This window comes from Paractinoplanes atraurantiacus (assembly GCF_900215205.1).
GTDB lineage: Bacteria > Actinomycetota > Actinomycetes > Mycobacteriales > Micromonosporaceae > Actinoplanes > Actinoplanes atraurantiacus.
The window spans coordinates 119985-145312 of the sequence record NZ_OBDY01000025.1 but is presented as its reverse complement, the minus strand read 5'-3'; the positions used below and the strand labels follow the sequence as shown (position 1 = coordinate 145312).

Below are 25328 nucleotides of genomic sequence, written 5' to 3'. Positions count from 1 at the left end.
CCCCCGCCCGGTACGCCCGGGCGGGTAAAAGCGGAGCCCGCCGGCCCGGTTGCGTCCGTCATAACGTCAAGGCCGGCGGGCCCCGCCCTTCTTACCGCCGTAGCCTCTTTTCATGCCTCTCGCACCGCACCAGCTCGGGACGTACTTCGCGCTCAGCGAGGCGGTCAACCTGCTCCAGCACGCCGTCGAGCAGCAACTGCGGGCCGAGGGCGACCTGAGCCTGATCCAGTTCGAGTTGCTGGCCCGGCTCGCCGACGCCGGCCGGCTCTCGATGACCGAACTGGCCGACGGCGTCGTCTACAGCCGCAGCGGGCTCACCTATCAGGCCGGGCTGCTGGAGAAGGCCGGGCTCATCACCCGGGAGCCGTCACCCGACGACGAACGGGCGACGCTGGTCACGATCACCCCGGACGGCCTGGAACGGGTCCAGCGCGTCCTGCCCGGCCACGTGGAGATCGTCTCGCGGATGCTGTTCTCGCCGCTGACCGAGCAGGACACGGCCGAGCTGGGCGACATCATGACCCGCGTCCGCGATCACATGCGGGCCTCGCCACCACGGTCGTCGATCCGCAAGCGCAAGGCCCGCGACTCCAGATAGCGCCGTTCGGGCAGGCTCAAGGTCCGGCGAGCGGCTTCCCCGTACGCGGCCTCGGCGCCCACGAGATCACCGGCCATCTCCAGCAGGTGCGCGCGGACCGCCGCCACCCGGTGATGATCCAGCGAGACGTCCGCCAGCGCGCGCAGGGCCAGAAGCGGCCCGTCCACCTCGGCCAAGGCCACGATCCGGTTCAAGGTGACCATGGGGCCGGGCGCCAGCACGTCGAGCAGGCGGTAGAGCTGCAGGATCTGCGGCCAGTCGGTGTCCTCGGCCCGGGCCGCCTCGGCGTGGACGGCGGCGATGGCGGCCTGCACCTGGAACGGTCCGACCGCGGCCTCCCGCAACGCCGCGGTGATCAGGCCGATGCCCTCGCCGATCGCCGCGCGGTCCCACTTCCCGCGATCCTGCTCGGCCAGCGGCACGAGAGCGCCGTCGTCACGGGTCCGGGCCGGCCGGCGGGCGTCGGTGAGCAGCATCAACGCGAGCAGACCGGTCACCTCGCCGTCGTCCGGCAGCCGTGCGTGCAGCTGCCGCGTCAGACGGATCGCCTCGGTGCTGAGCTCGACGCGCTGCAACCTCGGGCCGGCGCTCGCGGTGTGCCCCTCGTTGAAAATCAGATACAGCACTTGGCGTACGGCGTCAGGACTGCCACCGACGAACCGGGCACCGGTCTGTTTGATGCGCCGTTTCGCCCGGCTGATCCGCTGACCGACCGTGCTCTCCGGTATCAGCAGGGCACGCGCGATCTCGGCCGTGGTGAGCCCGCCGACCGCCCGCAGGGTGAGCGCGATCTGCGACGAGGGCGTCAGCTCCGGGTGGCAGCAGAGCAGGAGAAGCGTGAGCTCGTCGTCACCCCGTACCACCGGAAGGGGATCGGGAGGCAGCGCCTCACGCCGACGCCGAGCCTGTTCACTGCGCAAAGTCTCGATGCGGCGCCGCGACGCCACCCGGATGAGCCAGGCCCGAGGGTCATCGGGAACCCCCTCGGCCGGCCATTGCCGCGCCGCGGCGAGAAGAGCCTCCTGCACGGCGTCCTCACAAGCGTCGAAGTCGCCGTAGCGCCGCACCACCGCGCCCAGCACCTGAGGCGCGGCAGTGCGCAGAACGCCCTCTAATCCCATTCGCTCATGTCGAGGATCGGCCGCACCTCGACCTCGGTGTTGGCGGCGTCGGGCACCTTGGCGGCCCAGGCGGTGGCCTCCTCCATGCCGGCCACATCGATCAGATAAAAGCCGGCCAGATGCTCCTTGACCTCGGCGTACGGCCCGTCCGAGACGATCGTCTCGCCGCCGCGCACGGAGACCCACTTGGCCAGCGACGGATCGGCCAGCCCTTCGGAGGCGACATGGACCCCGGCCTCCTGCATCTCCGCGTTCAGGCTGAGATGCCCCTTGCCGAAAGCGGTCCGGTCATCGTCGGACATCTTGTCCCAGACGGCCAGGCTGCGCGGGTTCGACTGAATCAGGATCAGATATTTCATCGCTCATCTCCTTCTCTCGTCCAGGATGTCGAAGCCACCGCCACGGCTTCGACGTCCCCACGAGATTTCATCTACCGAGGAGGCCGACATGCAAGAGATCCGCGAAGTCATCGAGCGCCGAGCCGCCCTGCTCCAGTCGGGCGACGTCAAAGCCATGCTGGCCTACTCGGCCCCCGAGGTGGTCGAGTTCAGCCTGGCGCCACCACTGAGCTCGAGGGTCGACACGACCGACCCGGCACCGACCGAGCAGTGGCTGGCGACGTTCGAGGCCCCACCCCGCCGCGAGGTCACCCAGTTGGAAATCACCACCGACGGCGACGTGGCCTTCGCCACGAGCATCGACTCGATGACGGCCACCCCGAAGGGCAGCACCGAGCCCTTCACCCTCTGGTACCGCGTCACCTTGGGCCTGCGCCGCATCGACGGCCGCTGGCTGGTAACCCACGAACACGAGTCGGTCCCCTTCCACATGGACGCGGAAATGAGAGCCGCCATCGACCTCGAGCCGTAACCCACGCGCGCGCCCGACCAGGCGATACAACTCGTAGTACGCGTTGAGCTCGGCATCGTCGTCGGCATGATCTCTGTCAGTCGTCGATGCCGAGTTCTCGTGCCAACCCATCCACGTCGGTCGGGATGCCTTCGCCGCGACGCATCTGTTCCAGGCTGACTCGCGACTAGGTACAGCCCTTGCCACCCCAAAAGGCGGTGCCCGCGGCCAGGGGGAGGCCGCGGGCACCGGGGTGAGGAGGTTTCGAGGATCACGGGCACCAGCCCTGCCCGTGCGGGGGTTCCTCTCGACCTCCTCGGTGATCCCTCTTTCCGCGAAGGTTCAGAATCGGTCGAGACCCGGGCCGGTTGAGGGTTTGCCCGGAGCTTCCTTGCCGTCCGGATGTGCCCCGGCGGCCGAACGGGCCGCTGCTGATCGCGGCCGGCTGCGGGAGCAGCGCCGGCTCAGCCGCGTCGTCACCCAGACCGAGGACACCGATCCGAACGATCTGCTCGGGCGGCCCAACGGGTATGTCTCCCGCGCATCCGGTGATCTGCCTGGCGGCGACGAAGCGGATGAACAGGGCTCCGTCGACCGCGGTCGGCGCAGCGAGTACATCCAGGGCCTTGGAGAAGGACAGTGCGGGTCTCCGGCGACGTCGAGCGCCGTTGGCGAAGAAGGTGCAGGCGGCCGTGGGGACGCTCTGAAAAGAACGGTGCCCGCGGCCAGGGGGAAGCCGCGGGCACCGGGGTGAGGAGGCCCTGAGAATGACGGGCACCAGCCCTGCCCGCCGGGGTCTCCTCCGTGATTCCTCTTTCCGCGAAGGTTCAGAATCGGTCGCCGGGCGGGGTGGTTGAGGGTTTGGGGTGGGCATTTCGCGCTTATTCGGGCTGGGGTCCGGGCCTTGATGGGGTGCCGCGCGGTCGACGAGAGTGTGTCCAGATCGGTGGCAGCGGTTCGAGGAGGAACGCGGTGCTGACTTTCACCAATGCGGCGGAGCAGGCGGCCTGGACCATGGCCGAGGCGCTGAGCGAGAAGGCGTTCGAGGCCATGCGGCTGGCCGAGGAGGCTCAGGAGAAGTTCCGGTCGGGGCGGATGGCCATGCGCAAGCAGTTCCGGGCGCGGGGGCTGTCCGACGTCGACGCGAGCATCCGCTGGAAGGGCACGGCGCAGGCGCAGGCCGCGTGGGCCGACCAGGAGTACTACATGGGGCAGGCTTCGATGTACAACGAGGCCGCCGCCGCCCAGTACGCGAAGGCCTTATATCTCAAGGGGCATTAGGCGGCCCGGTGGCGCAGCGTGGCCACCGTCGAGCCGGCCAGGGCCAGCAGGCAGTCGGGCAGCTGGCCGTCGGCGATGGCCGCGCCGAACAGGGCCTCGCCGGTCGGGATGTCGCCGTTGACGTAGGCGCTGACGAAGCGGGCCACCCAGCGCTTGTCGTACCGCGCGTCGTCGATGCCGGGGAAGTCGAGCGTCCAGGCGCCCCCGGAGGGGATCTGGCCGACCATCGTGGCGGCCAGGCACCACGCCACGTCGTAGGCGCCGACGATGCCGTCGCGGTCGACGACGGCGTCGAACGTGCCGACCACTGCATCACTGTCGCCGGTCAGCGCACGCTGGAGCACGAGCGCCGCGTCGTCGAAGGCGTGCTGTGGAACCTCGGTCACGTGAGAAAAGGTACGTGGATCGGTCAAGGTTCGCCTGCTGACACAGAAATTTCAGGCTCCGCGCAGCAGGCAGGTGATGCGGGCGGTGCAGACCCGCTCGCCGCTCTCGTCGGTGATGACGATTTCGTACGTCGCCATCGTGCGGCCGCGATGCACGGGCGTGGCGACGCCGGTGACGACTCCCGAGCGGGCCGACTTGTGGTGGGTGGCGTTGATGTCGACGCCCACGGCGAACGGCCGGTCGACGCTCTGGCCGTGCATGACCGCGCCCACCGAGCCCAGCGTCTCGGCCAGCACGCAGGAGGCGCCGCCGTGCAGCAGGCCGTACGGCTGGGTGTTGCCCTCGACCGGCATGGTGCCGACGACCCGCTCGGCCGACGCCTCACTGAGCTGGATGCCCATCCGCGTGCCGAGGGTCCCGCCGCCACCGGTGGCGGAGAGGAGGTCCTGCACGCTGTCGGCAGCAATATCCATTCGATCCACGGTACCGGTGTGACCGGGCTCGCGGACCTGTGACGTGAGCCCTAGTCTCGTTGGCAGCCAATCAAGGGGAGAACCGCATGACCGAGCCGCAGGAGACCGTCGAGACGCGCGGCACCGACCGCGTCGACCTGATCGCGCAGGACGCGAACGGCGACGGCAAGACCGACGTGTGGGTGTCCGACACCGACGGCGACGGCAAGCCCGATCTCTACCAGTTCGACACGGACGGCGACGGCAAGGTCGACATCACCATGGTCGACCTGGACGAGGACGGCACCCCCGACGTGGTGGTGGACGGCGACGGCGGCCTTCCGCCCACTCCCTAGGCCCCACCCAGCGCGGACAGGGCCACCCAGAGGACGGCGATCGCCACCACCGTCGTGAGCACGGTCGACGCCGTGTGCCGCCACGACGTGGGTTCCGCGATCGCCTCCGGGTGGCCCAGGCCTTTCAGCACGGCCCGCTCCGACCGGATCACCGAGGACCAGTGTCCGATTCCGGTCGTCGAGGCGCGGCTCAGCTCGACACCCAGCCGCGCCTGGGCGCGCTGTAGTCGGCGTACCGAGGCTTTGGCTTGTCCTGGCGCCTGCCGGCGGGCCGCCGCTCGTCGAGCGCCGGACCGCAGAGCGAAGAGCTCGCCCGCGGTGATCAGCTCGGGATCACGCAGCGTGGCGAGCCGCGAAGCGTAGTAGTCGGCCTCGCGGTCGTGCAGTCGTCTCACCAGCAGCAGAATCAGCAGCAGTGGGGGCAGCCCCTTGAGCAGGATCACGCCCAGCAACGCCAGGACTCCGTTGCCGAGACCGTCGGTGAGCAGAGGCGAATTCCAGAGCACGTGGGCGGCCCAGGCTCCGAGAACGGCCAGAATGGCGCGAACGGGGTCACGGCGTACGACCAAATAGCCGACACCGGCCCCGGCCAGCGCGCCGAAGAGGGTGTGGCTCCAGACGCCGGAGAGAAATCCGCGCAGCAGGAACGTCGTGATCACCGGCTGAATCTGATCACCCTGCCCGGCCAGCGCGACGGCGCCCACCGCGAAGACGATGTCCTCGGCGATCTGAAAGCCGAGTCCGACCATCGCGCCGTAGACCACGCCGTCGAGCACGCTGTTGACCTGGGACCGGGCGATGAGCACGATCGCCACCACGCCGAGAGTCTTGGCGATCTCCTCGACCGTCGGGCCGGCGATCGCCGCTCCCCAGTCGGCCGCGAGGTGCGGCGAGCCGAGCTTCGCGATCAGGTTCTCCAGCGCCGCGCCGCCCGGGATCGACACGGTCGTGGCGACCAGACCGCCCCACGCGAACGCGATCAGCCGCAGCCGGACCGGCTCGCGCTCGAGGAAGTCGAGCTCGGCCACGAAGAGCCAGAACGGCACGGCCAGCAGAGCGAAGAGCAACACCGAGGTCAAGGTCGCTTTGGGGTACGCGGTCACGAACTCCCCGGCCAGCGATGTCATCCGCGCCGTGCCGATACCGAGCAGGACCAGCACGATCCCGAAGGCGGGCACCGACAGGCGGATCCGGCCGCTCGCCGGCCGCACGATCGAAGCCGTCACCGGCCCTTCCCGTCGTGGCGCAGGGTCCGCGTGCTCGCCTCGATCTGCGGCAGCGTGCGCCCGAGGTCTAGGTCGTTCCCGCTGATGGTGACCTCGATGGTGAGCCCGTCGGCGACGAAGACGGCGTAGCGCCCGCCGCGCCCGGGCGCCGTATATCCACCCTGGACGCCGGCCAGCCCGCCGCCCGTGCTGACCGCGAGCTGAGCGCCGGTCACCTGGTAACCGGCGGTGTTGGTGATCCGCTCACGCAAGCCGGAGGCGGCGGCGTCGAGATCGCCCCGGAAGGGCCGTACGGCGATCGCATATCGCACCGGCCCGAGCCGGAAGAGGACCGTTCCCTCGTTCTCGCCGGGCCTGGTCTCGGTGACGTCGATCGTGGCTCCCGGCGGCGGCACCACGCTGACTCCGGCGCCGACCTGGTACGGCTCGGCGGAGCTGACCGCGCGCTGTGACGGCAGTGACCGGTCGAGGGCGGGCAGCCCGTAGGCGAGCCCGCCGAGGGTGGCGACGACCCCCACGGCACCGACGAGATTGATCAGCTCACGCCGGGTGATCCTCCCCATGGACCAACGCTAACGGGCGGTAAGGAGTTGACCACTGTGGAGTCAGGGATATTACGGATTTGTCGGTTCTAGCAGGAGGTACTCCGGCGGCACGGCATCGGTCAGCCAGACACCGTTCTCGCTGCGATGGAAGACGTGCCCGGCCGCGGCCATCGGGCCCGCGGCCACCCGGAAGACCAGCACGTCGGCCGAGCGCCGGCGGCCGACGACCAGCGCCGTCGGCACATCCACGGACAGGTGTACGTGATGACGGCTGCCCGGGCGCAACCCGTCGCGCAGGATGGACGCCCGGTTGCGGCCGGGTGTGCCGTGGAACAGCACCGCCGGCGGCGACGCGGACGCCAGCCCCAGGTCGACGGCGACCCGGCGCGAGTGCCCCTGGTTGGCCCGGATCCACTCCGAGCCGTCGGCGCGGCGCTCGATCGCGTACCGGGACTTCTCGTCGTTCGCGACGATCTCGTCCAGCTCGGCCCGGCCGATCGGCAGCGCCGCCAGCAGGTCACCGACCGGCACCCAGCCGTTCGCGTCCAGGGTGAGGCCCGCCGTCTCGGGCCGGTGCCGCAGCAGAAAGGCGATGCGGCGACTGATACTCATCCGGCCAGCTCCAGGACCGCGGTGTAGTAGGGCCGGTCGCCGTCGTCGACCGCCTTCAGCCGCCACGCCGTGCCCTGGATGAGCGCCTCCAGCTCCTCGACCGAGCAGTTCAGATAGTCGAACCACTCGGTGGCCAGCAGCCGGTAGCGCAGCCGGAGCCGCAACTGGCCGCCGAGCCGCCCCCGCTCCCGGTTCCGCCGGTGGTAGGAGACGTGCACCGGGTCGGTGGTGCCGTACGGGTCGGTGCCCTGCGCGATGAGCCGCGCCCCGGGGTTGGCCAGCCGGGCCAGCGCGTCCAGGAAGACCGGCGCGCGTTCGGGACCCTCGAGCAGGCCGAGGTTGTTGCCGAGCAGCAGGAACGTGTCGTAGCGGACGCTGGCCGAGGCGTAGGCGTCGACCGTGTTGAGCACGGTGTCGCGCAGTCCCCGGCGGCGGGCGATCTCGATGGCGCCCGGTGAGGTGTCCAGCCCGGTCACCGCCATGCCGCGTTTCTGGAGCTCCACCGCCGTACGGCCGGCTCCGACCCCGATGTCGAGAACGTGGCCGCGGCAGAGTCGCAGGGCGCGGTGGTCGTGCGGCTGCCAATCGGCGGGCTCGGCCAGATAGTGATCGGCCGGGGCGCCGTTGATGAGGCCGTCGTCGCGCTCGATCACCTCGATCACCGGGCGGGGCACGCGGCCGCCGGCCAGGGGGCGGGGCCCGACTCCGGTGTGTACCGCGTACGCGTCCCGGATCATCTCGCCGAAGACGTCGCCGATCGGTGGTTGTTCCATGGTGCCAACCCTTGGCGCATATCCGCCCGGGGGCAACTCGGTTCGGGGGAAATACGTCCGGCCGGGGCCGTCACGGCAGACGTACTCTCTCGTTTCATCCAGCAAGAGAAGCTGATCAAGAAACTCGAGAAACGAAGAAGGGGCGATCGCCTTCCCCGACGTCGCCCCTTACAACGATCTTTCGTACCGACTGAGGTCGGTTCAGTCGCCCTGACGCTGCGTGGGAATCTGCCCCTGCAGCAGGGCGCGAACCTCCGACTCCCGGTAACGACGGTGGCCGCCCAGAGTGCGGATCGCACTCAGCTTGCCGGCCTTCGCCCACCGGGTGACGGTCTTCGGGTCGACACGGAACATCGACGCCACCTCTGCCGGCGTTAGTAGCGGCTCAGGATCGTGCGTACGCGATGCCATCGGTCACTCCTCCACAGGTACCTACGAACATCGGCCGGGGTCCCGCCGGCCGGTGCGTCTCTCATGGTCCGGCTAGTCCCCGATGTCCGACATGGGCCGAACGGACGAACGTCCCCAGATAGACGGATGAAGCATGCCCGATTTTTGCGTGTTTTCTACGCCAGATAGTGTCTCGTTTAGTCCGATTATCACGCTTCGGCTAGCGCTGATTACGAAGAGTATTCACTTCGGGAGCGCTCCCGTGGACACCAAAACCCGCCGGTCTGTCCCTATTTCCGCAGCTCAGTTGCAGCGCTCGAGCAGCTGGACGGCCCGCCACCGCTCGACGAGCTTCTCGTAGACCGCGGAGGCGTCGTCGGCGTCGCCGCGGGACAGGGCGGAAAGTCCGGCTGCCACCAGTCCGGGTGAATCGTCCGCCGCGAGGTCGTCATCCGGGAGAAGGTTGACGAGGCCGCCGTAGTCGAGCTCGACGATGGAGCGCGGGTGGAACTCCTCCAGCCAGCGTGTGCCCTCCTCGACCGCCTCGGTGATCGGCGCGTCGCCCAGCGACTTGCGCAGCACCGCCACGGCCCGGTGGGCCCGCCGGCGGGCCTTCGAGATCTCCGTGCGGTAGCGCAGCGTGCGCCCCTCGGGGGTCAGCGAGAACTCCCGCTCCTCCAGGTCGACGAAGGCGAACCAGCGCAGCGGCACACCCCAGGTGGCGATCTGCTCGTGCACGCGCGGCACACCCTGCTCCAGCACCTTGGCCCCGCTGCGCCAGTCCTCGACGATGGCCTTGGCCTGCCCGGCCAGCACCGGCGGCACGAAGGCGTCGGCCAGCACGCTGGGCACGCCGTCGCGCGCGTTCAGCGCGGCCTCGGCCACCCGCAAGCGCAGGTTCCAGGGGCAGACCAGCAGGGAATCACCCCACTGCAGCACGTACGCCTCGTCGGGCAGGTCGGGAAGCCTGGTCCAGCCCGCACCGAGCGCCTCGAGCACCGCCGTACGCTGCCGGACCGGACCGTCGACCGGCCCCAGATCGCGGCCCTCCCGGGCATAGCGCCGCCAGAAAACCTGACGGTCACGATCGAACGCGGTCAGCGGCTCGTAAACCCGTAGGTACGACGCGAACAGTGACGGCACGGCGCGAGTCTTTCACGAAATCGGCCGAGCGGAACTTCCCGCGCGGACGTAATCCCGACGGGGGCGGCACGATTAGGCTCGCAGATGTCCGGCACACCCCCGCCGGGACACCCGGTCCCACGAGGGCCACAACAGAAGAATCAGGAGAACAGCCATGGGCGTGTTCGACACCGACGGCACCGACGCCAGCGGTCACGAACAGGTCGTCTTCTGCCAGGACAGGCAGACCGGCCTCAAGGCGATCATCGGGATCTACTCGACGGCTCTCGGGCCGGCGCTCGGTGGCACCCGGTTCTATCCGTACGAGAGTGAGGCGGACGCGCTCGCGGACGTGTTGAAGCTCTCCCGCGGTATGGCGTACAAGAACGCTCTCGCCGGTCTCGACCTGGGCGGGGGCAAGGCGGTCATCTGGGGCGACCCGGCCCGCGCCAAGTCCGAGGGTCTCCTGCGGGCGTACGGGCGCTTCGTCGAGTCGCTGCACGGCCGCTACTACACGGCCTGCGACGTCGGCACCTACGTGCCGGACATGGACGTCATCGCCCGCGAGACCACATATGTGACCGGGCGCAGCCTGGAGCACGGCGGCGCCGGCGACTCCTCGATCCTCACCGCCTGGGGCGTCTTCCAGGGCATGCGGGCCGCGGCCGAGCACGCGTGGGGCCGTCCCACACTGGCCGGGCGCACGGTCGGCATCGCCGGCCTCGGCAAGGTCGGCAAATATCTGGCCGGTCACCTCATCGAGGACGGCGCCGCGGTCATCGCCACCGACGTGAACGAGGCCGCCCTGAGCTGGGCCCGCACCACCTATCCCCAGATCGAGCTCGTGGCCGACACCCAGGCCCTGATCACCAGCGACCTCGACGTGTACGCCCCGTGCGCGCTGGGCGGCGCCCTGGACGACGACACCGTGTCCGCGCTGCGGGCCAAGGTCGTCACCGGCGGCGCCAACAACCAGCTGGCCCACCCCGGCATCGAGAAGACGCTTGCCGAACGGGGCATCCTCTACACGCCCGACTACCTGGTGAACGCCGGCGGCGTGATCCAGGTGGCCGACGAGATCGAGGGCTTCAACTTCGAGCGGGCCAAGCTGCGCGCCACGGGGATTTTCGAGACGACCCGCCGGATCCTGCAGCTGGCCGACTCCGAGGGCGTCTCGCCCGCGGTCGCGGCCGACCGGCTGGCCGAGCAGCGGATGGCCGAGGTCGGCCGGCTCCGGTCCATCTACCTGAGCTAGAACCCGGCTCCTGACCGGGCGATCCGGTCGAAACGGGAGCGGTTTCGTGCCTGCCGCGCGTTCCGGGACGGAAAACCGCGACGCGCGGCAGTGTCACAGGCAACCCGAGGTGCCAAACAAGGCATCGTCCATGTACCGTAAGACCCACGAGAGATGCCTGACGTCATCGGGGCCCGCCTTCGGGCTGCCCCGAATTCTGTGCGAGGGGGTCGAGCCATGGGGCGCGGCCGTGCTAAGGCCAAGCAGACGAAGGTGGCCCGGGAGTTGAAATACCACTCCCCGAACACCGACCTCACCGCCTTGCAGCGCGAACTGGCGGGAACACGCCAGTCCGACCGTCACTTCGACGACGACAACGATGAGTTCGTCGATGATGACGAGGACGATGCTGACGACGACCAGGACACCTGGTCGCCTACAAGGCGCTGACTGACCCGTATTGCACAGAGCACGCGGCTGACCGCGTGCTTCCGTGTGTCGTGGTCACATTCCTACGGTTCAACACTGAGCCCACGCGGGTGCCAGCCCGCGTGGGCTGAGGAACGGCCTCACCGAGGCCGGTTGTTCCAGTTGTAGAACGTCGGGATGTTCTCGAAGTGGTTCCAGGCGCAGACCGCCGAGCCGCCGTCCTCCGACGTACTCTCCGCGCGCTGCCTGCGAGCCTCCTCCGCCTCGGCGATGAGGGCCGCCAACCCGGCCCGGGTGTCTCGCACCCGTGCCGTCACCGGATCGTTCCCCGCGTCGTCCGACAGCTGAGCCTCAGACAGCCGTGGGTTCATGATCTCGGGCATGGTCCAGCACTCCCTCCAGTAGGCGAATCTTGCTGTTCCGGCAGTGGTCGGTCTCGGTGGTGTCGAACCGGCCGTGCTCGAAGTAGCGGTTGGCCGCGTGGGCGCCCCCGCAGAAACCGAAGTAGGGACAGGTCGCGCGGCAGGACTCCACGCCCCGCAGGAACTCGGCGATCCAGGGTGACCCCTCGGCGCCGGCCAGAATGTCGCCCAGCGGGGCGCTCAGGACGTTTCCGCTGGTGAAGTCGCCGTATCGGGGGTCGGAGAAGCCGGCCAGCTCGGGCGAGAGCAGCACGACCGAGCCGTCGTGGGCGATCGTCGGGATGGGGTCGAGCCGGCGCGGCAGCAGCTCGTCGGCGGTGCCGTCGAGGACCGCGGCCACGTAACGCAGCGACCACTCCACCTCGCGCAGGTGAATCCGGGGGTCACGGCGCCAGGCCGACACCAGCTCGGACCAGAAGGCCGTCACCTGAGCCGCGTCGTGGCCGTTGGTCCGAGTGTTGACCCCCTCCAGCTCTTCGACGTTGATGCCGAGGACGTCGCAGCCCAGGCCGAGGAAATAGTCGTAGAGCTCGGCCGCCACGCCCGGCCGCGGATCGCCGACCACGCACAGCGCCGAGAACGGGATGCCGTGGCGTCGCAGCGCTTCGACGCCCCGCATGATCCGGTCGTACGCCGGGCGGCCGCCCCGGGTCACCCGCTCGGCGTTGCGCGCCTGCGGGCCGTCCACGCTGACGCTGACGCGCACCTCGTGCTCGGCGAAGAACTCGCACCAGGCGTCGTCGATCAGGGTGGCGTTGGTCTGCACATGATGCTCGACCGCCGGGCCGAACGGGGCGATCAGGGCGGCGAAATGCTCCCGGCCCGCGGCGAGCGGCTCACCGCCGTGCCAGACCACCGAGAACCGGCCGCCGGCCGCCCAGGGCTCGACCGCCGTGGCCACGGCCTGGGCCACCTCGACCGGCATGCGCTTGTCGGCCGCGCGGAACGGCAGGTAACAGTAGGAGCAGTCGAGGTTGCAGAGCGTGGTGGGCTGCATGACGACGTAGGTCGGCACGGGCGCGATACCGCGCATGCCACTCCATCTGTCCGCCACAACTCACCCCCCGACCACGCCAGGCTAGGCCTTACAGTCCACCCCGAACACGAAAGATCCGCATGTGCCCGACATCGACACACGCGGATCATTTCACGTTCGTCTTCACGCTCGGCGTCAGCCGCGGGTGTACTGCCCCATCATCTGCACCTCGCCGGTGCCCTCGATGACCTCGCCGACCTGCCAGGCCTCGACACCGCGGCCGGTCAGGTAGGCCATGGCGCGGTCGGCGTCGTCGGACGAGACGATCGCGAACATGCCGACGCCCATGTTGAACGTGGCCTCCATCTCGTGGTCCTCGATGCGGCCCTTGGCCTGGATGAGGTCGAAGATGGGCTGCGGGCGCCAGGTCGAGCGGTCGACCACCGCATCGGCGTTCCCGGGCAGGACGCGGTTCAGGTTGCCGGGGATGCCGCCGCCGGTCACGTGCGAGAACGCGCGGACGTCGGTTTCCTCGATCAGGCCCAGGCAGTCCTTGGCGTAGATCTTGGTCGGGGTCAGCAGCTCCTCGCCGAGGGTCCGCTGGGTGCCGAAGTCGTCGACCACCGAGTCGAGCCGCATGCGGCCCGCACCGAGCAGCACGTGACGCACCAGCGAGTAGCCGTTGGAGTGCAGGCCGGAGGAGCGCATCGCGATGACCGCGTCGCCGACCTCGACCCGCTCACGGCCGAGGATCTCGCTCTCCTCCACCACGCCGACGCCGGTGGCGGACACGTCGTACTCGTCCGGGCGCAGCACGCCGGGGTGCTCAGCGGTCTCGCCGCCGAGCAGGGCGCAGCCCGCGTAGCGGCAGCCGTCGGCGATGCCGGCGCCGATCTCGGCCACCTTGTCCGGGACGACCTCGCCGCAGGCGATGTAGTCGAGCAGGAACAGCGGCTCGGCGCCGCAGGCGACCAGGTCGTCGACGACCATGGCGACCAGGTCGATGCCGATCGTGTCGTGGATGTCGAGCTGCTGCGCAATCACCAGCTTGGTGCCGACGCCGTCGGTCGACGAGGCCAGGATCGGGCTCTTGTATTTCTGGGTGTTGAGCCGGAACAGGCCGGAGAACCCGCCGAGGTCACCGATCACTTCGGGCCGCGTGGTCTTTTTGACCTTGGACTTGAGCAGCTCGACCGCGCGGTCGCCGGCCTCGATCGAGACGCCGGCGTCCGCGTAGGTGGACGTGCGCTTGCGAGCACCGCCGCGTCCAGCACCGGCCGTCCACGGCTGGTTGGACCCGGCGTTGTTGCGCTCGGACACGTGCGTCACGGTTCTCCCCTTAGAGCTGCTTGGTACATCAAAGTCACTGGTGGTGCGAGACGGCGGTCTCGTACTCGGTCTCGAGCTCCGCCACCGCCGCGGTCGCGGCCTCGTCGGTCGCGGACGGCATCGACGCCCGCCTGCCGACACCCTCGAGCACATGCTTGCCGATCAGGTTGCCGGCCGGGAGCTCGATCGGGTATTCGCCGTCGAAGCACGCCATGCAGAGGCGCGACTTCGGCTGCTCGGTCGCCTGCACCAGGCCGTCCAGGGAAACATAACCCAGGGAGTCGGCGCCGATCGAGCGGCGGATGCCATCGATCTCCAGGCCGTTGGCGACGAGCTCGGCCCGGGTGGCGAAGTCGATGCCGTAGAAACACGGCCATTTCACCGGCGGCGACGAGATGCGCACGTGCACCTCGAGGGCGCCCGCCTCGCGCAGCATGCGCACCAGGGCGCGCTGGGTGTTGCCGCGCACGATCGAGTCGTCGACGACGACCAGGCGCTTGCCGCGCACCACCTCGCGCAGCGGGTTCAGCTTCAGGCGGATGCCGAGCTGGCGGATGGTCTGCGACGGCTGGATGAAGGTCCGGCCGACGTACGCGTTCTTGGTCAGGCCGGCGCTGTACGGGATGCCGGAGGCCTCGGCGTAGCCGATCGCGGCCGGGGTGCCCGACTCGGGCACCGGGATGACCAGGTCGGCCTCGACCGGATATTCCTTGGCCAGGCGACGGCCGATCTCGACGCGGGCCGAGTAGACGTTGCGGCCGGCGATCGTGGTGTCGGGCCGGGCCAGGTAGACGTATTCGAAAAGGCAGCCCTTGGGCTCGGGCGAGGCGAACCGCGTGGAGCGCAGGCCGTGCTCGTCGACCGCGAGCATCTCGCCCGGCTCGACCTCACGGACGAAGCTCGCGCCGACGATGTCGAGGGCGGCGGTCTCGCTGGCCACGACCCAGCCGCGCTCCATCCGGCCCAGCACCAGCGGGCGCACACCCTGGGGGTCCCGGGCCGCGTACAGCGTGTTCTCGTCCATGAAGACGAAGCTGAACGCGCCCCGCAGGCCCGGCAGCACCTCGAGCGCCGCGGCCTCGACCGACAGGTCGGGGCGGCTGGCCAGCAGGGTGGTCACCAGGGCGGTGTCGGAGGTGGCCATGTCGGCCTCGAGGCCGCGCTCGGCGACCTCGCGGGCCAGCTCGGCCGTGTTGACCAGGTTGCCGTTGTGTGCCAGCGCGATCGTCGTGCCGGCCGTGGTGGCGCGGATCGTGGGCTGCGCGTTCTCCCAGTTCGACCCGCCGGTCGTGGAGTAGCGGGTGTGACCGATCGCGAGGTGGCCGCGCAGGCTGGCCAGCGTCGGCTCGTCGAAGACCTGCGACACGAGGCCCAGATCCTTGTAGACCACCACACCGGAGCCGTCACTCACAGCGATGCCGGCGGCCTCCTGGCCGCGGTGCTGCAGAGCGAAGAGCCCGAAGTAGGTGAGTTTGGCGACCTCTTCCTCGGGGGCCCAGACGCCGAAGACGCCGCAGGCATCCTGGGGGCCGCGCTCCTGGGGGTCGAGATCGTCGGTCAACCGGCCGTCGCCTCGGGGCACCTGTCGCTCCCTCATGCTGATCTGCTCGAACGTGAGTGGGGGTCCACCGCTCCGCTCCCGACCGCCCAGTGTACGCGAGGGGAGGGGCCACGGCTCGGGCTGTCAATCGGCAGTCGCGCCGGTCAACGGAAGGTATTCACTCAGGTCCGTACGGATACCGCTCGCCCGCAGCCGTCCGTCACGCACCGCATCCGCCCAGCTCACACGCTGCGTGGCCACGAGCACCCAGGTGACGGGATCGGCTTCGACCACATTGGGCGGTGTGCCGCGTGTGTGCCTGGGACCTGGAACACACTGAATCGCACCGAAAGGCGGAATTCGCACCTCCACCGAACGGCCAGGCGCACGGCGGGACAACTCGGTCAGCAGCGCTCGCACTGCGTCACGCAGCACCGTTCTCTCCGGTTCGGCGCCGCGGTCCAGCGCGTCCAACGCCCGGATCACGGACTCGGAATTATTCTTCGCAGCGGACATGTCGGGACGATACGACCCGCGCCGCCGAGATTGGTACGCGGCCCTGGGTCGCGCGATGGACGTGTGACAAGGCATAGTGGCCGACGGTGTTTTAGTCGCGGGATGTAACCGGCACCTGAAGAGCAGCCGGGAGACCGTGCGACCGGAAGGCGGTGGATGGTGACGACGCACCTACTAGCCCGGGCATTGCAGGGCGGTGCGTTACTGGCTGTGGTCGCAGGCAGCCTATTCGTAGCGCCTGTGGCGGCGTTGGCCGACCCTCCCCAAGTGGAGATCACCAACCTGCAGACCGAGGTCCTCACCGGCGGCCAGCTGAACATGCAGTACAGCATCGCCGCCCCCGAGGCCGAGCAGCCCGGCGAGGGCGAGCCGGGCGGCGGCAACCCCAACCGGGCCACGGTCGCCTATCAGGTCACCGGCATCAGCTGCTCCGGCGACTGCTCGGGTGTGACGCAGATCGACGCGGGCGGTGACCGTACGTTCAACGCGCGTCTCACCGCGCCCAACGTGAACGCCGGCGAGACCCGCCAGGTGCAGGTGCGCATCACCGCCTCGATCAACGGTGACTCCGACAGCGCCACCGCGACCATCACCGTCAAGGGCCCGGACAAGCCACAGACCGTCCGCCAGGTCTCGGGCAAGGTCCGTGACCAGGACGGCAAGGGCGTCTCGGGCGCCACGGTGGGCCTGCGCGACAGCGCCGGGGCGACGTTCGAGACGACCTCGGGCAGCGGCGGCGCGTTCTCGTTCTCCTCGACCGACAGCAGGCCGATCGCGGTCGGCGCGCTGACTCTCGGGGCGGCGAAGCAGGACTTCAAGCCGATCACGGTCACGGTCACCGGCAGCGCCGGCGGCCGGGTGTCCAAGAACATCATCCTCGAGTCGAACGTCGTGGAGACGCCGTCCGCCTCGCCGTCGGCCTCGGCGTCCGCGTCGGCCAGCCCGACGCCGACTACCGAGGAGTCCGCGGCCGAGGAGCAGCCGGCGACCACGGAGACCGTGGAAGAGGGCGCACCGGCCAACAACGCGGCCGCGAGCGAGGACAGCGGAAGCTCCTGGCTCTACATCATCATCGGCGTCCTGCTCGTCGCGGCCGGCATCGGCGCGATCGTGCTGGTCTGGATGCGCCGCAAGAACAACCCGTCCGACGGTGACGACGACCCGACCGGCATGTCGCCGCCGGGTGGCGCCGTCCCGCCGAGCCAGGGCCGCTTCAACGACGCGACCCGGGTGGCGGCGCCGGTCGGCGGTGGCCGGGCCAACGACGCCACCATGATCGCGCAGGCGCCCGGCATGGCCGACGCGCCGACCATGCTCCAGCGCCCGGTGCCCGCGGTCGAGGACGAGTTCCCCGACCCGTACGGCGCTCCGGTCCCGCCCCAGGGCGGCTACGTCGGCGCCGGCGGCTGGGACGAACCCCAGCCGGGCGGCACGCAGCAGTACGGCGGGGGCACCCAGCAGTACGGCGGCGGCACGCAGCAATACGGTGGCGGCACGCAGCAGTACGGCGGCGGGACCCAGCAGTACGGCGGCGGGACCCAGCAGTACGGCGGCGGGCAGCCGGCGGACAACGGCGGCTACGGCGGCTACAGCGAGCCGACCGGCTTCTACCGTCCCGAGGACGACGCCGCGGGCTACGGCGGTTACGACCAGGGTGGCCAGCAGCAGTACGGCGGTCAGCAGCAGGGCGGCTGGGACGAGCACGACAACGGCGGCTATGCCGGTTACGACCAAGGCCAGCAGCAGGGCGGCTGGGACGAGCATGACAACGGCGGCTATCCCCCGCCGCAGCAGCAGGGCGGCGGCCAGCAGTACGGCGGTCACACCCAGCAGTACAACGGCGGCTACGACCAGGACGACTACGACCAGCGCGGTCAGCGCCGCTACTGATCTCAGCGAAGAATCGGCCCCGCACCTCAGTGAAGGTGCGGGGCCGAATTCGTTCCTGCGATGAAAGAAGGCCGGTCCTCCGCGGAGGACCGGCCTTCTTTTTGGATCCGTCAGGCGGGGTCGATCGGGCCGCCCGGCTTGGGCTCGGTGAGCTCAAGCGTCACCGAGGTGCCCTCGGCCGGAACCGGCTCCTTGACCTCGGCCACCGACGCCGCCGGAATGCCGTCCGCCTCGATCGGGGCGGCCGACTCCATCGCCGCGCCGGCCGCGGCCGTCACGAGGACCTCGTCGCCGCGGTCCGGTCGCGCCGGAGCGGACGGGTCGGCCGCGTGCTCGGGGTCGCCGTGCCGGTTGGCCAGCTCGGCCGCGCCGCCGAACAGGGCGGGCAGCGTCGCCGTGTGCGCCTCGCGCAGCTCGTCCAGCGGGATGCTGAACTGGCCGCTCACCTCGAGCACCGGCTCGGCCGTGGTGACGCCGATCTGGACGCAGGCGATGCCGAGCTCGGCGGCCAGGGCGACGAACGCCTTGTCACGCCCGCGGGGCACCGCGACCAGGGCCCGGCCGGACGACTCGCTGAACAGCTGCACGAACGCCGTGTTGCCGTCCTCGGGCAGCGTGATGCGGGCGCCCACGTTGCGGCGCAGCGTGCTCTCCACCAGGACCTGCGAGAGGCCACCGTCGGAGAGGTCGTGCGCCGCGGCGACGTGACCGGCCTGGGAGGAGCGGGCCATCAGCACACCGAGGCGCTGCTCGTGCTCCAGGTCGACCTTCGGCGGGCGGCCGCCGAGGTGGCCGTGGGTGACCCACGCCCACTCGGAGCCGGAGAGCTCCGCCGACGTCTCGCCGAGCAGGAAGAGCAGGTCGCCGTCGCCGGTGGCGGCCGGGAAGCCCATCGGGATCCGCCGGGCCACGTCGTCGAAGACGCCGAGCACGCCGACCACCGGGGTCGGGTGGATCGCGGCCGCGCCGGTCTGGTTGTAGAAGCTGACGTTGCCGCCGGTCACCGGGGTGCCCAGCAGCTGGCAGCCGTCGGCCAGGCCGCGCACGGCCTCGGCGAACTGCCACATGACGGCCGGGTCCTCGGGTGAGCCGAAGTTGAGGCAGTCGGTCACGGCCACCGGCTCGGCGCCGGTCACCGCGACGTTGCGGTACGCCTCGGCCAGGGCCAGCTTCGCGCCCTCGTACGGGTCGAGGCGGGCGAACCGGCCGTTGCCGTCGACCGACAGTGCGACACCGAGGCCGGTGCGCTCGTCGATGCGCAGCACGCCCGAGTCCTCGGGCTGGGCCAGCACCGTGTTGCCGAGCACGTACCGGTCGTACTGCTCGGTGACCCAGGTCTTGTCGCAGAGGTTCGGCGAGCCGGCCATCCGCAGGACGGTCTCGCGCAGCTCCTCGCCCGTGGACGGGCGGAGCAGCGTCTCGGCCTTGTCCGCCTGAAGCAGGATCAGGTCGGCGGGCTCACGGATCGGGCGGGCGTAGACCGGGCCGTCGTCGGCGAGCGAGCCGGGCGGCACGTCCACCACGACGTGGTCGTTCCAGGTGATGACGAGCCGGCCCGGTGAGCCGTCCTCGCCGGCCGGGGTGACCTCGCCGATCGCGGTGGCCCAGACGCCCCACTTCTCGGCGACGGCGAGCACCTTGTCGAGGTTTTCCGGCGTGACGATCAGGAGCATGCGCTCCTGCGACTCGCTGGCCAGGATCTCGGTCGGCGACATCGACGCCTCGCGCAGCGGCACCCGCTCCAGCCAGACGCGCATGCCGGTGCCGGCCGCGGCCGCGGTCTCGGTGAGCGCGCAGGTCAGGCCGGCGCCGCCGAGGTCCTGGATGCCGGCCACGAGGCCGGCGTCGTAGAGCTCGAGGCAGCTCTCGATGAGCAGTTTCTCCATGAACGGGTCGCCGACCTGCACCGACGGGCGGCGCTGCTCGGCCTCCTCGTCGAACGTGGCCGAGGCGAGCACGGAGACGCCGCCGATGCCGTCGCGGCCCGTGCGGGCGCCGAGCAGCACGACGATGTTGCCGACGCCGGTCGCCTCCTTGTGCTGGAGGCGCTCGACCGGCAGCACGCCGATGCTCAGCGCGTTCACCAGCGGGTTGCCCTGGTACGTCGGGTCGAAGACGATCTCGCCGCCGATGTTGGGCAGGCCCAGGCAGTTGCCGTAGCCGCCGATGCCGGCGACCACGCCGGGCAGCACCCGGGCGGTGTCGGGGTGGTCGGCGGCGCCGAAGCGCAGCGGGTCCATCACCGCGATCGGGCGGGCGCCCATGGCGAGGATGTCGCGGACGATGCCGCCCACGCCGGTCGCGGCGCCCTGGTAGGGCTCCACGAAGCTCGGGTGGTTGTGCGACTCGACCTTGAAGGTCACCGCGATGTCGTCGGAGATCTGCACGACGCCCGCGTTCTCACCGATGCCGGCGAGCATGCGGTCGCTGCGCGGAGCCTTCTCGCCGAACTGGCGCAGGTGCACCTTGCTCGACTTGTACGAGCAGTGCTCGCTCCACATGATCGAGTACATCGCCAGCTCGGACGCCGTCGGCCGCCGGCCGAGGATCTGCCGGATGCGCTCGTACTCGTCGTCCTTGAGGCCCAGCTCCGTGTGCGGCTGCAGCTCGTCGGGCGTCTGGAACGCCCGGTGCACCGTGTCGGGGCCGCCGTCGAACTCGTTGACCAGCACGTCCGTCGCGGCAAAGCCGGTCGGCTTCTGGTTCGGCGCTGCCGTCTCCGGCTGCGTGGTCATTACTGGTGTCCCCCTGCGTGCGAAGCCCCCGCGGACGCCCCGGCCAGGGCCCGCAGGACCGAGGTGAAGAAGCCGAGGCCGTCGAGCGACGGACCGGTCAGCGCCTCCACCGCGTGTTCCGGATGCGGCATGATGCCGACGACATTGCCGGCCTCGTTCGTGACCGCGGCGATGTCGCGCTGCGAGCCGTTCGGGTTGCCACGGATGTACCGCGCGACCACCCGTCCCTCGGCCTCGAGCGCGTCCAGCGTCCGCTGGTCGGCGACGTAGCAGCCCTCGCCGTTCTTGACCGGGATCAGGATCTCCTGACCGGTCTCGAACGAGTTGGTCCAGGCAGTGTCCGCCGACTCGACGCGGAGCCACTGGTCGCGGTTGCGGAAGTGCAGGTGCTGGTTGCGGGTCAGCGCGCCGGGCAGCAGGTGGGCCTCGCAGAGGATCTGGAAGCCGTTGCAGATGCCGAGCACCGGCAGGCCGCCGCGGGCGGCGTCGATGAGCGACTCCATCACCGGGGCGAACCGGGCGATCGCGCCGCAGCGCAGGGCGTCGCCGTAGGAGAAGCCGCCGGGCAGCACCACGGCGTCGACGCCGTGCAGGTCGGCGTCGCCGTGCCAGAGGCGGACGGCGTCGGCGCCGGCGAGGCGCACGGCGCGGGCCGCGTCCCCGTCGTCCAGCGAACCCGGGAAGGTGACCACACCGATGCGCATGGTCAGGCGACCTCGGCCTTCGCGTCGTCCTCGACCTTGATCGAGAAGTCTTCGATCACCGGGTTGGCGAGCAGCTTGTCAGCGATCTCCCGAGCCCGGTCCAGGTCGGGTTCGCCGGCGAACTCGATCTCGATCCGCCGCCCGATCCGGACGGAGGAGACATCGGTGACGCCGAGCCGGGGCAGCGCGTTCGCGACCGCCTGGCCCTGCGGGTCGAGGATCTCCGGCTTGAGCATGACGTCGACCACGACGCGAGCCACGGGCACTCCTGACTGATAGGTGTAAGCACGTGGAGCCTACCTTGCGATCCACGTGGCGGGCGTGTCGGCCGGTGTCGCGCACGCGACCCCGACCAGGCTGAGCAGGCTGTTTCGGCGGTGATCTCAGCCACTCGAACGATCAAAGCTTCAATTTATCCACTACCGGCGCGACGGTCATCACACCGTGATAGGTGGCAACTGAGTCTTGGCGGCCGGGCCGGCGCACCCTAACGTCAGTGTTCCGCTGGGGTGTGGCGCGACGGTCGAGCTCCGCCACGCCCCGGCGGCAGACTCAGAGGATCGGCGCGGGCGCGTATTTCGCCGCTTCCGGGTGGGCCGCGACGATGGTCGCGACACGGTCGACCACGAAGCGCACCTGCGACGGCGCGGCGCCCACAAAGGCGGCCCGGTCGGCCACCAGAGCGTCGATCTCACCCCGGCTCAGCTGGAGGCGGCCGTCGTCGGCGAGCCGGTCGAACAGGTCGTTGACGCTCGCGCCCTTCTCCCGCATGGCCAGCGCCACCGCCACCGCGTGCTCCTTGATCACCTCGTGGGCGACCTCGCGGCCCACGCCCTTGCGGACCGCGGCCACCAGGATCTTGGTGGTGGCCAGGAACGGCAGGAAGCGGTCGAGCTCACGGGCGATCACGGCCGGGTAGGCGCCGAACTCGTCGAGCACGGTGAGGAAGGTCTGGAAGAGGCCGTCGGTGGCGAAGAACGCGTCCGGCAGCGCGACCCGGCGCACGACCGAGCAGGAGACGTCGCCCTCGTTCCACTGGTCGCCGGCGAGCTCGCCCACCATCGACAGGTAGCCGCGGACGATCACGGCGAGGCCGTTGACCCGCTCGGAGGAGCGCGTGTTCATCTTGTGCGGCATCGCCGACGAGCCGACCTGGCCCGGCTTGAAGCCCTCGGTGACCAGTTCCTGGCCGACCATCAGGCGGATCGTGGTGGCCAGCGACGACGGGCCGGCGACGATCTGGGCCAGCGCCGAGACGACGTCGAAGTCGAGCGAGCGCGGGTAGACCTGGCCGACGCTGCTGAGCACCCGGTTGAAGCCGAGGTGGGCGGCGACCCGCTGCTCGAGCACGGCCAGCGCCTCGAAGTCGCCGTCGAGCAGGTCGAGCTGGTCGGCCGCGGTGCCGACCGGGCCCTTGATCCCGCGCAGCGGGTAACGGCCGATCAGATCATCGAGCCTCTCGTACGCGATCAGCAGCTCCTGCGCGGCCGACGCGAACCGCTTGCCCAGCGTGGTCGCCTGGGCCGCCACGTTGTGCGAGCGGCCGGTCATGACCAGGTCGGAGTATTCGACGGCGCGCTCGGCCAGGCGGGCCAGGGTGGCGATGATCCGGGCCCGGATCAGCTCGAGCGACGCCCGGATCTGCAACTGCTCGACGTTCTCGGTCAGATCGCGCGAGGTCATGCCCTTGTGGATCTGCTCGAAGCCGGCGAGCGCGCTGAACTCCTCGATCCGCGCCTTCACGTCGTGCCGGGTGACCCGCTCGCGCTCGGCGATCGAGGCCAGGTCGACGGTGTCGAGCACCGCCTCGTACGCCTCGACGGCGCCCTCGGGGACCGACACCCCGAGGTCACGCTGGGCGCGCAGGACGGCGAGCCAGAGCCGGCGCTCCATCCTGATCTTCTCCTCCGGCGACCAGAGGTCGACGAGCTCGGCGGAGGCGTAGCGGGAGGCAAGGACGTTCGGGATGGTCACGCGACCGATTCTTTCACGGGCCCGGGATCACGGTCCGGCAGCTCATGACGCAGCGTGCGGACGTCCCGGCTGGCCAGCATCCCGATGACGGCCAGCACGACGAGCACGCCGGCGCCGACCAGGGTCGCCTCCACACCGACGACGTGGGAGATGGGCCCGACCAGCAGCTCGCCGATCGGGATGGCCACGAAGGACCCGACCATGTCGTACGAGTACACGCGCGCCAGCTTGTCGGCCGGCACATGCTCCTGCATGGTCGTCTCCCAGGCCACGCCGAACTGCTCGAGCAGCCCGCCGGCCAGGATCGCGCCCACGACAAGCACGACAACCTGGGGGTAGAGGCCGAGCAGCAGCAGCGGCAGGGCCATGCCGAACGTGCTGGCGGCGCCGAGCAGGAGCAGGCGGCGCACCCGCAGCCGCATCGCGATCAGAGCGCCGATGATCATGCCGCCGGTCTGCGCGGCGAGCACGAAACCCCAGGCCCGGCGGCCGAAGGTTTCGTCGGCGACGGCGGGCCCGAGCACGTAGAGGCCACCGGCCCAGCAGGCGTTGATCACCGAGAAGGCGGCCACCACGACCCACAGCCAGGTGCGCGACCAGAACTCGGTCCACCCGGTCCGCAGGTCGGCGAAGATGTGGGGCCGCTCCGCGTCCTTGGGCTTCTCCGGCGCCGGCAGGGTGCGCAGGGCCATGAAGACCAGCCCGGCGAGGAAGAAGGTGACGGCGTCGATGGCGATGCCCCACCCGGGGTTGGTGGCGGCGACGACCACGCCGGCCAGCGGTGCGCCGAGGATGACGGCCGAGTTGAGGGTCAGCCGGTTGATGGCGTTGGCCTGCTGACGGATGTCGGCCGGCACGGTCTGCGGCAGGATCGACGAGCTGGCCGGCAGCGCGAGCGCACCCACCATGCCGTTGAAGGCGCCGAGCACGATCAGCAGCGGGACGGTCGCCATGTCGTTGAGCACGAGGAAGGCCACGATGCCCTGAGAGAGGGCGGCGGCCAGGCTGGAGCCGACCATCAGCACCTGTTTGGGCATGCGGTCGGCGAGCACGCCACCGAAGAGCAGGAAGATGACGTTGACCAGGGTACGGATGCCGACCACGAGGCCGAGGTCGCTGGTCGAGCCGGTGAGGTCGAGGACGGCGAACGCGAGCGCGAGCGTCGCGAACGAGTTGCCCAGGGCGTTGATCGTCCGCCCGGCGATGAGCAGGCGGAACGGGCCGTGTCTCAGTGGCGCGAGGGCACCCATCAGGACTCCATCTCGAACATCGCGACGGTCGTGCTCGTGCGGATAGTGCCAGGGGTTCGCGGCGGGCGCGCGGCATTATGCAGCTCGTCGACCAGCTCGACGAACTTCGATCGCAGCTCGATCCAGGTCTCGGGCTCGATCCAGAACTCGCCGTCACCGAGAAGGCCGTTCCTCTTCTCACCGAACCGGCCGGACGCGGTGCGGCGGATCAGCTCGCTGCCGAGGGCCGCGAACAGCGCGCGCCGCTGCTCCGGCTCCTCCGGCGCGTGGTCGCGCTTGGTGTCGTAGCGGTACCGCTTGGCCACGCCGCCGCGGATCTTCTCCTCGCCCGCCTGGACGATGAGGCCGCCGGCGAGCAGGTTGCGCAGGTGATAGCTGGCGTTGGCGTGGGTCAGGCCCAGCTCCCGTGCCACCTCGGCCGCGGTCATCGGGGCACTGGTGAGCAGGGACATGATCTGCAGCCGTACGGGATGAGCGGTCGCCCTCAGCGACGCTCGCCCCGGCTCATCTCCCAAAGACATGTTGGGGAGTTTAGAGAACGGCACGCCGACTGTCCAATGGTTCTTTGGGAGTGGCACACTGCACGGAGAAGCGGCAAGGTCGCTAGTGTTACTGAC

General features: G+C 70.2%; 28 protein-coding genes. 7 read left to right on the top strand and 21 right to left on the bottom strand.

Annotation, left to right across the window (positions count from 1 at the left end):
* The first annotated feature begins 112 nt into the window (after positions 1-112).
* A complete protein-coding gene (locus CRP55_RS38735) occupies positions 113-598 on the top strand; it encodes a MarR family winged helix-turn-helix transcriptional regulator (protein ID WP_097326975.1) in 486 nt (161 codons plus the stop codon).
* Here CRP55_RS38735 and CRP55_RS38730 read toward each other — a convergent pair.
* A complete protein-coding gene (locus tag CRP55_RS38730; protein WP_097326974.1) occupies positions 535-1719 on the bottom strand; it encodes an RNA polymerase sigma factor in 1185 nt (394 codons plus the stop codon). The two genes, CRP55_RS38735 and CRP55_RS38730, sit on opposite strands and share 64 nt — an antisense overlap.
* Positions 1710-2078 (bottom strand): YciI family protein, encoded by a 369-nt coding sequence (locus CRP55_RS38725; protein WP_097326973.1) that lies wholly within the window; start codon positions 2076-2078, stop codon positions 1710-1712. The genes CRP55_RS38730 and CRP55_RS38725 overlap by 10 nt, the downstream gene beginning before the upstream one ends.
* An 88-nt stretch (positions 2079-2166) precedes the next feature.
* Between CRP55_RS38725 and CRP55_RS38720 the strand changes: the two genes are divergently transcribed.
* Positions 2167-2589, top strand: coding sequence for a YybH family protein (locus CRP55_RS38720; protein ID WP_097326972.1), 423 nt, complete (start codon positions 2167-2169; stop codon positions 2587-2589).
* A 951-nt stretch (positions 2590-3540) separates the two neighbouring features.
* Entirely contained in the window at positions 3541-3849 is a 309-nt protein-coding gene (locus tag CRP55_RS38715) for a hypothetical protein (protein ID WP_097326971.1), read from the top strand.
* On the opposite strand, the gene CRP55_RS38710 is transcribed toward CRP55_RS38715, so the two are convergent.
* The gene (locus CRP55_RS38710) at positions 3846-4235 is read right to left on the bottom strand and encodes a hypothetical protein (protein ID WP_097326970.1); all 390 of its coding nucleotides are present in this window, start codon (positions 4233-4235) and stop codon (positions 3846-3848) included. The genes CRP55_RS38715 and CRP55_RS38710 overlap by 4 nt on opposite strands.
* Before the next feature lie 51 nt (positions 4236-4286).
* A complete protein-coding gene (locus tag CRP55_RS38705; protein WP_097326969.1) occupies positions 4287-4709 on the bottom strand; it encodes a PaaI family thioesterase in 423 nt (140 codons plus the stop codon).
* Between the two features lie 86 nt (positions 4710-4795).
* Here CRP55_RS38705 and CRP55_RS38700 point away from each other — a divergent pair, with 86 nt between their 5' ends.
* Positions 4796-5044, top strand: coding sequence for a hypothetical protein (locus CRP55_RS38700; RefSeq protein WP_097326968.1), 249 nt, complete (start codon positions 4796-4798; stop codon positions 5042-5044).
* Here the strand turns inward: CRP55_RS38700 and CRP55_RS38695 are convergent.
* The 6 genes from CRP55_RS38695 to CRP55_RS38670 form a co-directional block, all read right to left on the bottom strand.
* Positions 5041-6270 (bottom strand): PrsW family intramembrane metalloprotease, encoded by a 1230-nt coding sequence (locus tag CRP55_RS38695; protein ID WP_097326967.1) that lies wholly within the window; start codon positions 6268-6270, stop codon positions 5041-5043. The genes CRP55_RS38700 and CRP55_RS38695 overlap by 4 nt on opposite strands.
* Positions 6267-6833 carry a hypothetical protein gene (locus tag CRP55_RS38690; protein ID WP_097326966.1) on the bottom strand — a complete coding sequence of 189 codons (567 nt, stop codon included), beginning with the start codon at positions 6831-6833 and terminating at the stop codon, positions 6267-6269. Before CRP55_RS38690 ends, CRP55_RS38695 begins: the two co-directional genes overlap by 4 nt.
* Before the next feature lie 51 nt (positions 6834-6884).
* Entirely contained in the window at positions 6885-7427 is a 543-nt protein-coding gene (locus CRP55_RS38685; protein WP_097326965.1) for an RNA 2'-phosphotransferase, read from the bottom strand.
* On the bottom strand, positions 7424-8200 hold the full coding sequence (locus tag CRP55_RS38680; RefSeq protein ID WP_097326964.1) for a class I SAM-dependent methyltransferase: 777 nt from the start codon (positions 8198-8200) through the stop codon (positions 7424-7426). Before CRP55_RS38680 ends, CRP55_RS38685 begins: the two co-directional genes overlap by 4 nt.
* Positions 8201-8401: 201 nt before the next feature.
* Positions 8402-8611: a BldC family transcriptional regulator gene (locus tag CRP55_RS38675; RefSeq protein WP_014687221.1), complete on the bottom strand. Its 210-nt coding sequence runs from the start codon at positions 8609-8611 to the stop codon at positions 8402-8404.
* Positions 8612-8893: 282 nt separating this feature from the next.
* The gene (locus CRP55_RS38670; RefSeq protein WP_097326963.1) at positions 8894-9733 is read right to left on the bottom strand and encodes a DUF8083 family protein; all 840 of its coding nucleotides are present in this window, start codon (positions 9731-9733) and stop codon (positions 8894-8896) included.
* A gap of 154 nt (positions 9734-9887) precedes the next feature.
* On the opposite strand from CRP55_RS38670, the gene CRP55_RS38665 reads away from it, so the two are divergent.
* Together CRP55_RS38665 and CRP55_RS38660 are read left to right on the top strand one after the other, a co-directional pair.
* Positions 9888-10967 carry a Glu/Leu/Phe/Val family dehydrogenase gene (locus CRP55_RS38665; RefSeq protein ID WP_097326962.1) on the top strand — a complete coding sequence of 360 codons (1080 nt, stop codon included), beginning with the start codon at positions 9888-9890 and terminating at the stop codon, positions 10965-10967.
* A 216-nt stretch (positions 10968-11183) separates the two neighbouring features.
* Positions 11184-11396 carry a DUF3073 domain-containing protein gene (locus CRP55_RS38660; protein WP_097326961.1) on the top strand — a complete coding sequence of 71 codons (213 nt, stop codon included), beginning with the start codon at positions 11184-11186 and terminating at the stop codon, positions 11394-11396.
* Between the two features lie 119 nt (positions 11397-11515).
* On the opposite strand, the gene amcA is transcribed toward CRP55_RS38660, so the two are convergent.
* From amcA to CRP55_RS38635, 5 genes are all read right to left on the bottom strand, one after another.
* Positions 11516-11758 carry a multiple cyclophane-containing RiPP AmcA gene (gene amcA, locus CRP55_RS38655; RefSeq protein WP_179855510.1) on the bottom strand — a complete coding sequence of 81 codons (243 nt, stop codon included), beginning with the start codon at positions 11756-11758 and terminating at the stop codon, positions 11516-11518.
* Complete coding sequence (gene amcB, locus CRP55_RS38650) at positions 11727-12830, bottom strand: cyclophane-forming radical SAM peptide maturase AmcB (RefSeq protein WP_097326960.1); 1104 nt, start codon at positions 12828-12830, stop codon at positions 11727-11729. Before amcB ends, amcA begins: the two co-directional genes overlap by 32 nt.
* A 138-nt stretch (positions 12831-12968) precedes the next feature.
* The gene (gene purM / locus CRP55_RS38645; protein WP_097326959.1) at positions 12969-14102 is read right to left on the bottom strand and encodes a phosphoribosylformylglycinamidine cyclo-ligase; all 1134 of its coding nucleotides are present in this window, start codon (positions 14100-14102) and stop codon (positions 12969-12971) included.
* Positions 14103-14136: 34 nt separating this feature from the next.
* Positions 14137-15684: an amidophosphoribosyltransferase gene (purF, locus tag CRP55_RS38640; protein WP_097326958.1), complete on the bottom strand. Its 1548-nt coding sequence runs from the start codon at positions 15682-15684 to the stop codon at positions 14137-14139.
* Positions 15685-15786: 102 nt separating this feature from the next.
* A complete protein-coding gene (locus tag CRP55_RS38635; RefSeq protein ID WP_097326957.1) occupies positions 15787-16158 on the bottom strand; it encodes a sterol carrier family protein in 372 nt (123 codons plus the stop codon).
* Positions 16159-16425: 267 nt separating this feature from the next.
* Here CRP55_RS38635 and CRP55_RS38630 point away from each other — a divergent pair, with 267 nt between their 5' ends.
* Complete coding sequence (locus tag CRP55_RS38630; protein WP_179855509.1) at positions 16426-18048, top strand: carboxypeptidase-like regulatory domain-containing protein; 1623 nt, start codon at positions 16426-16428, stop codon at positions 18046-18048.
* 110 nt (positions 18049-18158) lie between these two features.
* Here CRP55_RS38630 and purL read toward each other — a convergent pair whose 3' ends face one another.
* From purL to CRP55_RS38600, 6 genes are all read right to left on the bottom strand, one after another.
* A complete protein-coding gene (purL, locus tag CRP55_RS38625; RefSeq protein ID WP_097326955.1) occupies positions 18159-20783 on the bottom strand; it encodes a phosphoribosylformylglycinamidine synthase subunit PurL in 2625 nt (874 codons plus the stop codon).
* A complete protein-coding gene (gene purQ / locus CRP55_RS38620) occupies positions 20783-21493 on the bottom strand; it encodes a phosphoribosylformylglycinamidine synthase subunit PurQ (protein ID WP_097326954.1) in 711 nt (236 codons plus the stop codon). The genes purL and purQ overlap by 1 nt, the downstream gene beginning before the upstream one ends.
* Positions 21490-21747: a phosphoribosylformylglycinamidine synthase subunit PurS gene (purS, locus tag CRP55_RS38615; RefSeq protein WP_097326998.1), complete on the bottom strand. Its 258-nt coding sequence runs from the start codon at positions 21745-21747 to the stop codon at positions 21490-21492. The genes purQ and purS overlap by 4 nt, the downstream gene beginning before the upstream one ends.
* Positions 21748-22039: 292 nt before the next feature.
* Positions 22040-23461: an adenylosuccinate lyase gene (gene purB, locus CRP55_RS38610; RefSeq protein ID WP_097326953.1), complete on the bottom strand. Its 1422-nt coding sequence runs from the start codon at positions 23459-23461 to the stop codon at positions 22040-22042.
* Positions 23458-24711 (bottom strand): MFS transporter, encoded by a 1254-nt coding sequence (locus CRP55_RS38605; RefSeq protein WP_097326952.1) that lies wholly within the window; start codon positions 24709-24711, stop codon positions 23458-23460. The genes purB and CRP55_RS38605 overlap by 4 nt, the downstream gene beginning before the upstream one ends.
* Positions 24711-25232: an ArsR/SmtB family transcription factor gene (locus tag CRP55_RS38600; protein ID WP_097326951.1), complete on the bottom strand. Its 522-nt coding sequence runs from the start codon at positions 25230-25232 to the stop codon at positions 24711-24713. Before CRP55_RS38600 ends, CRP55_RS38605 begins: the two co-directional genes overlap by 1 nt.
* Positions 25233-25328: the final 96 nt, after the last annotated feature.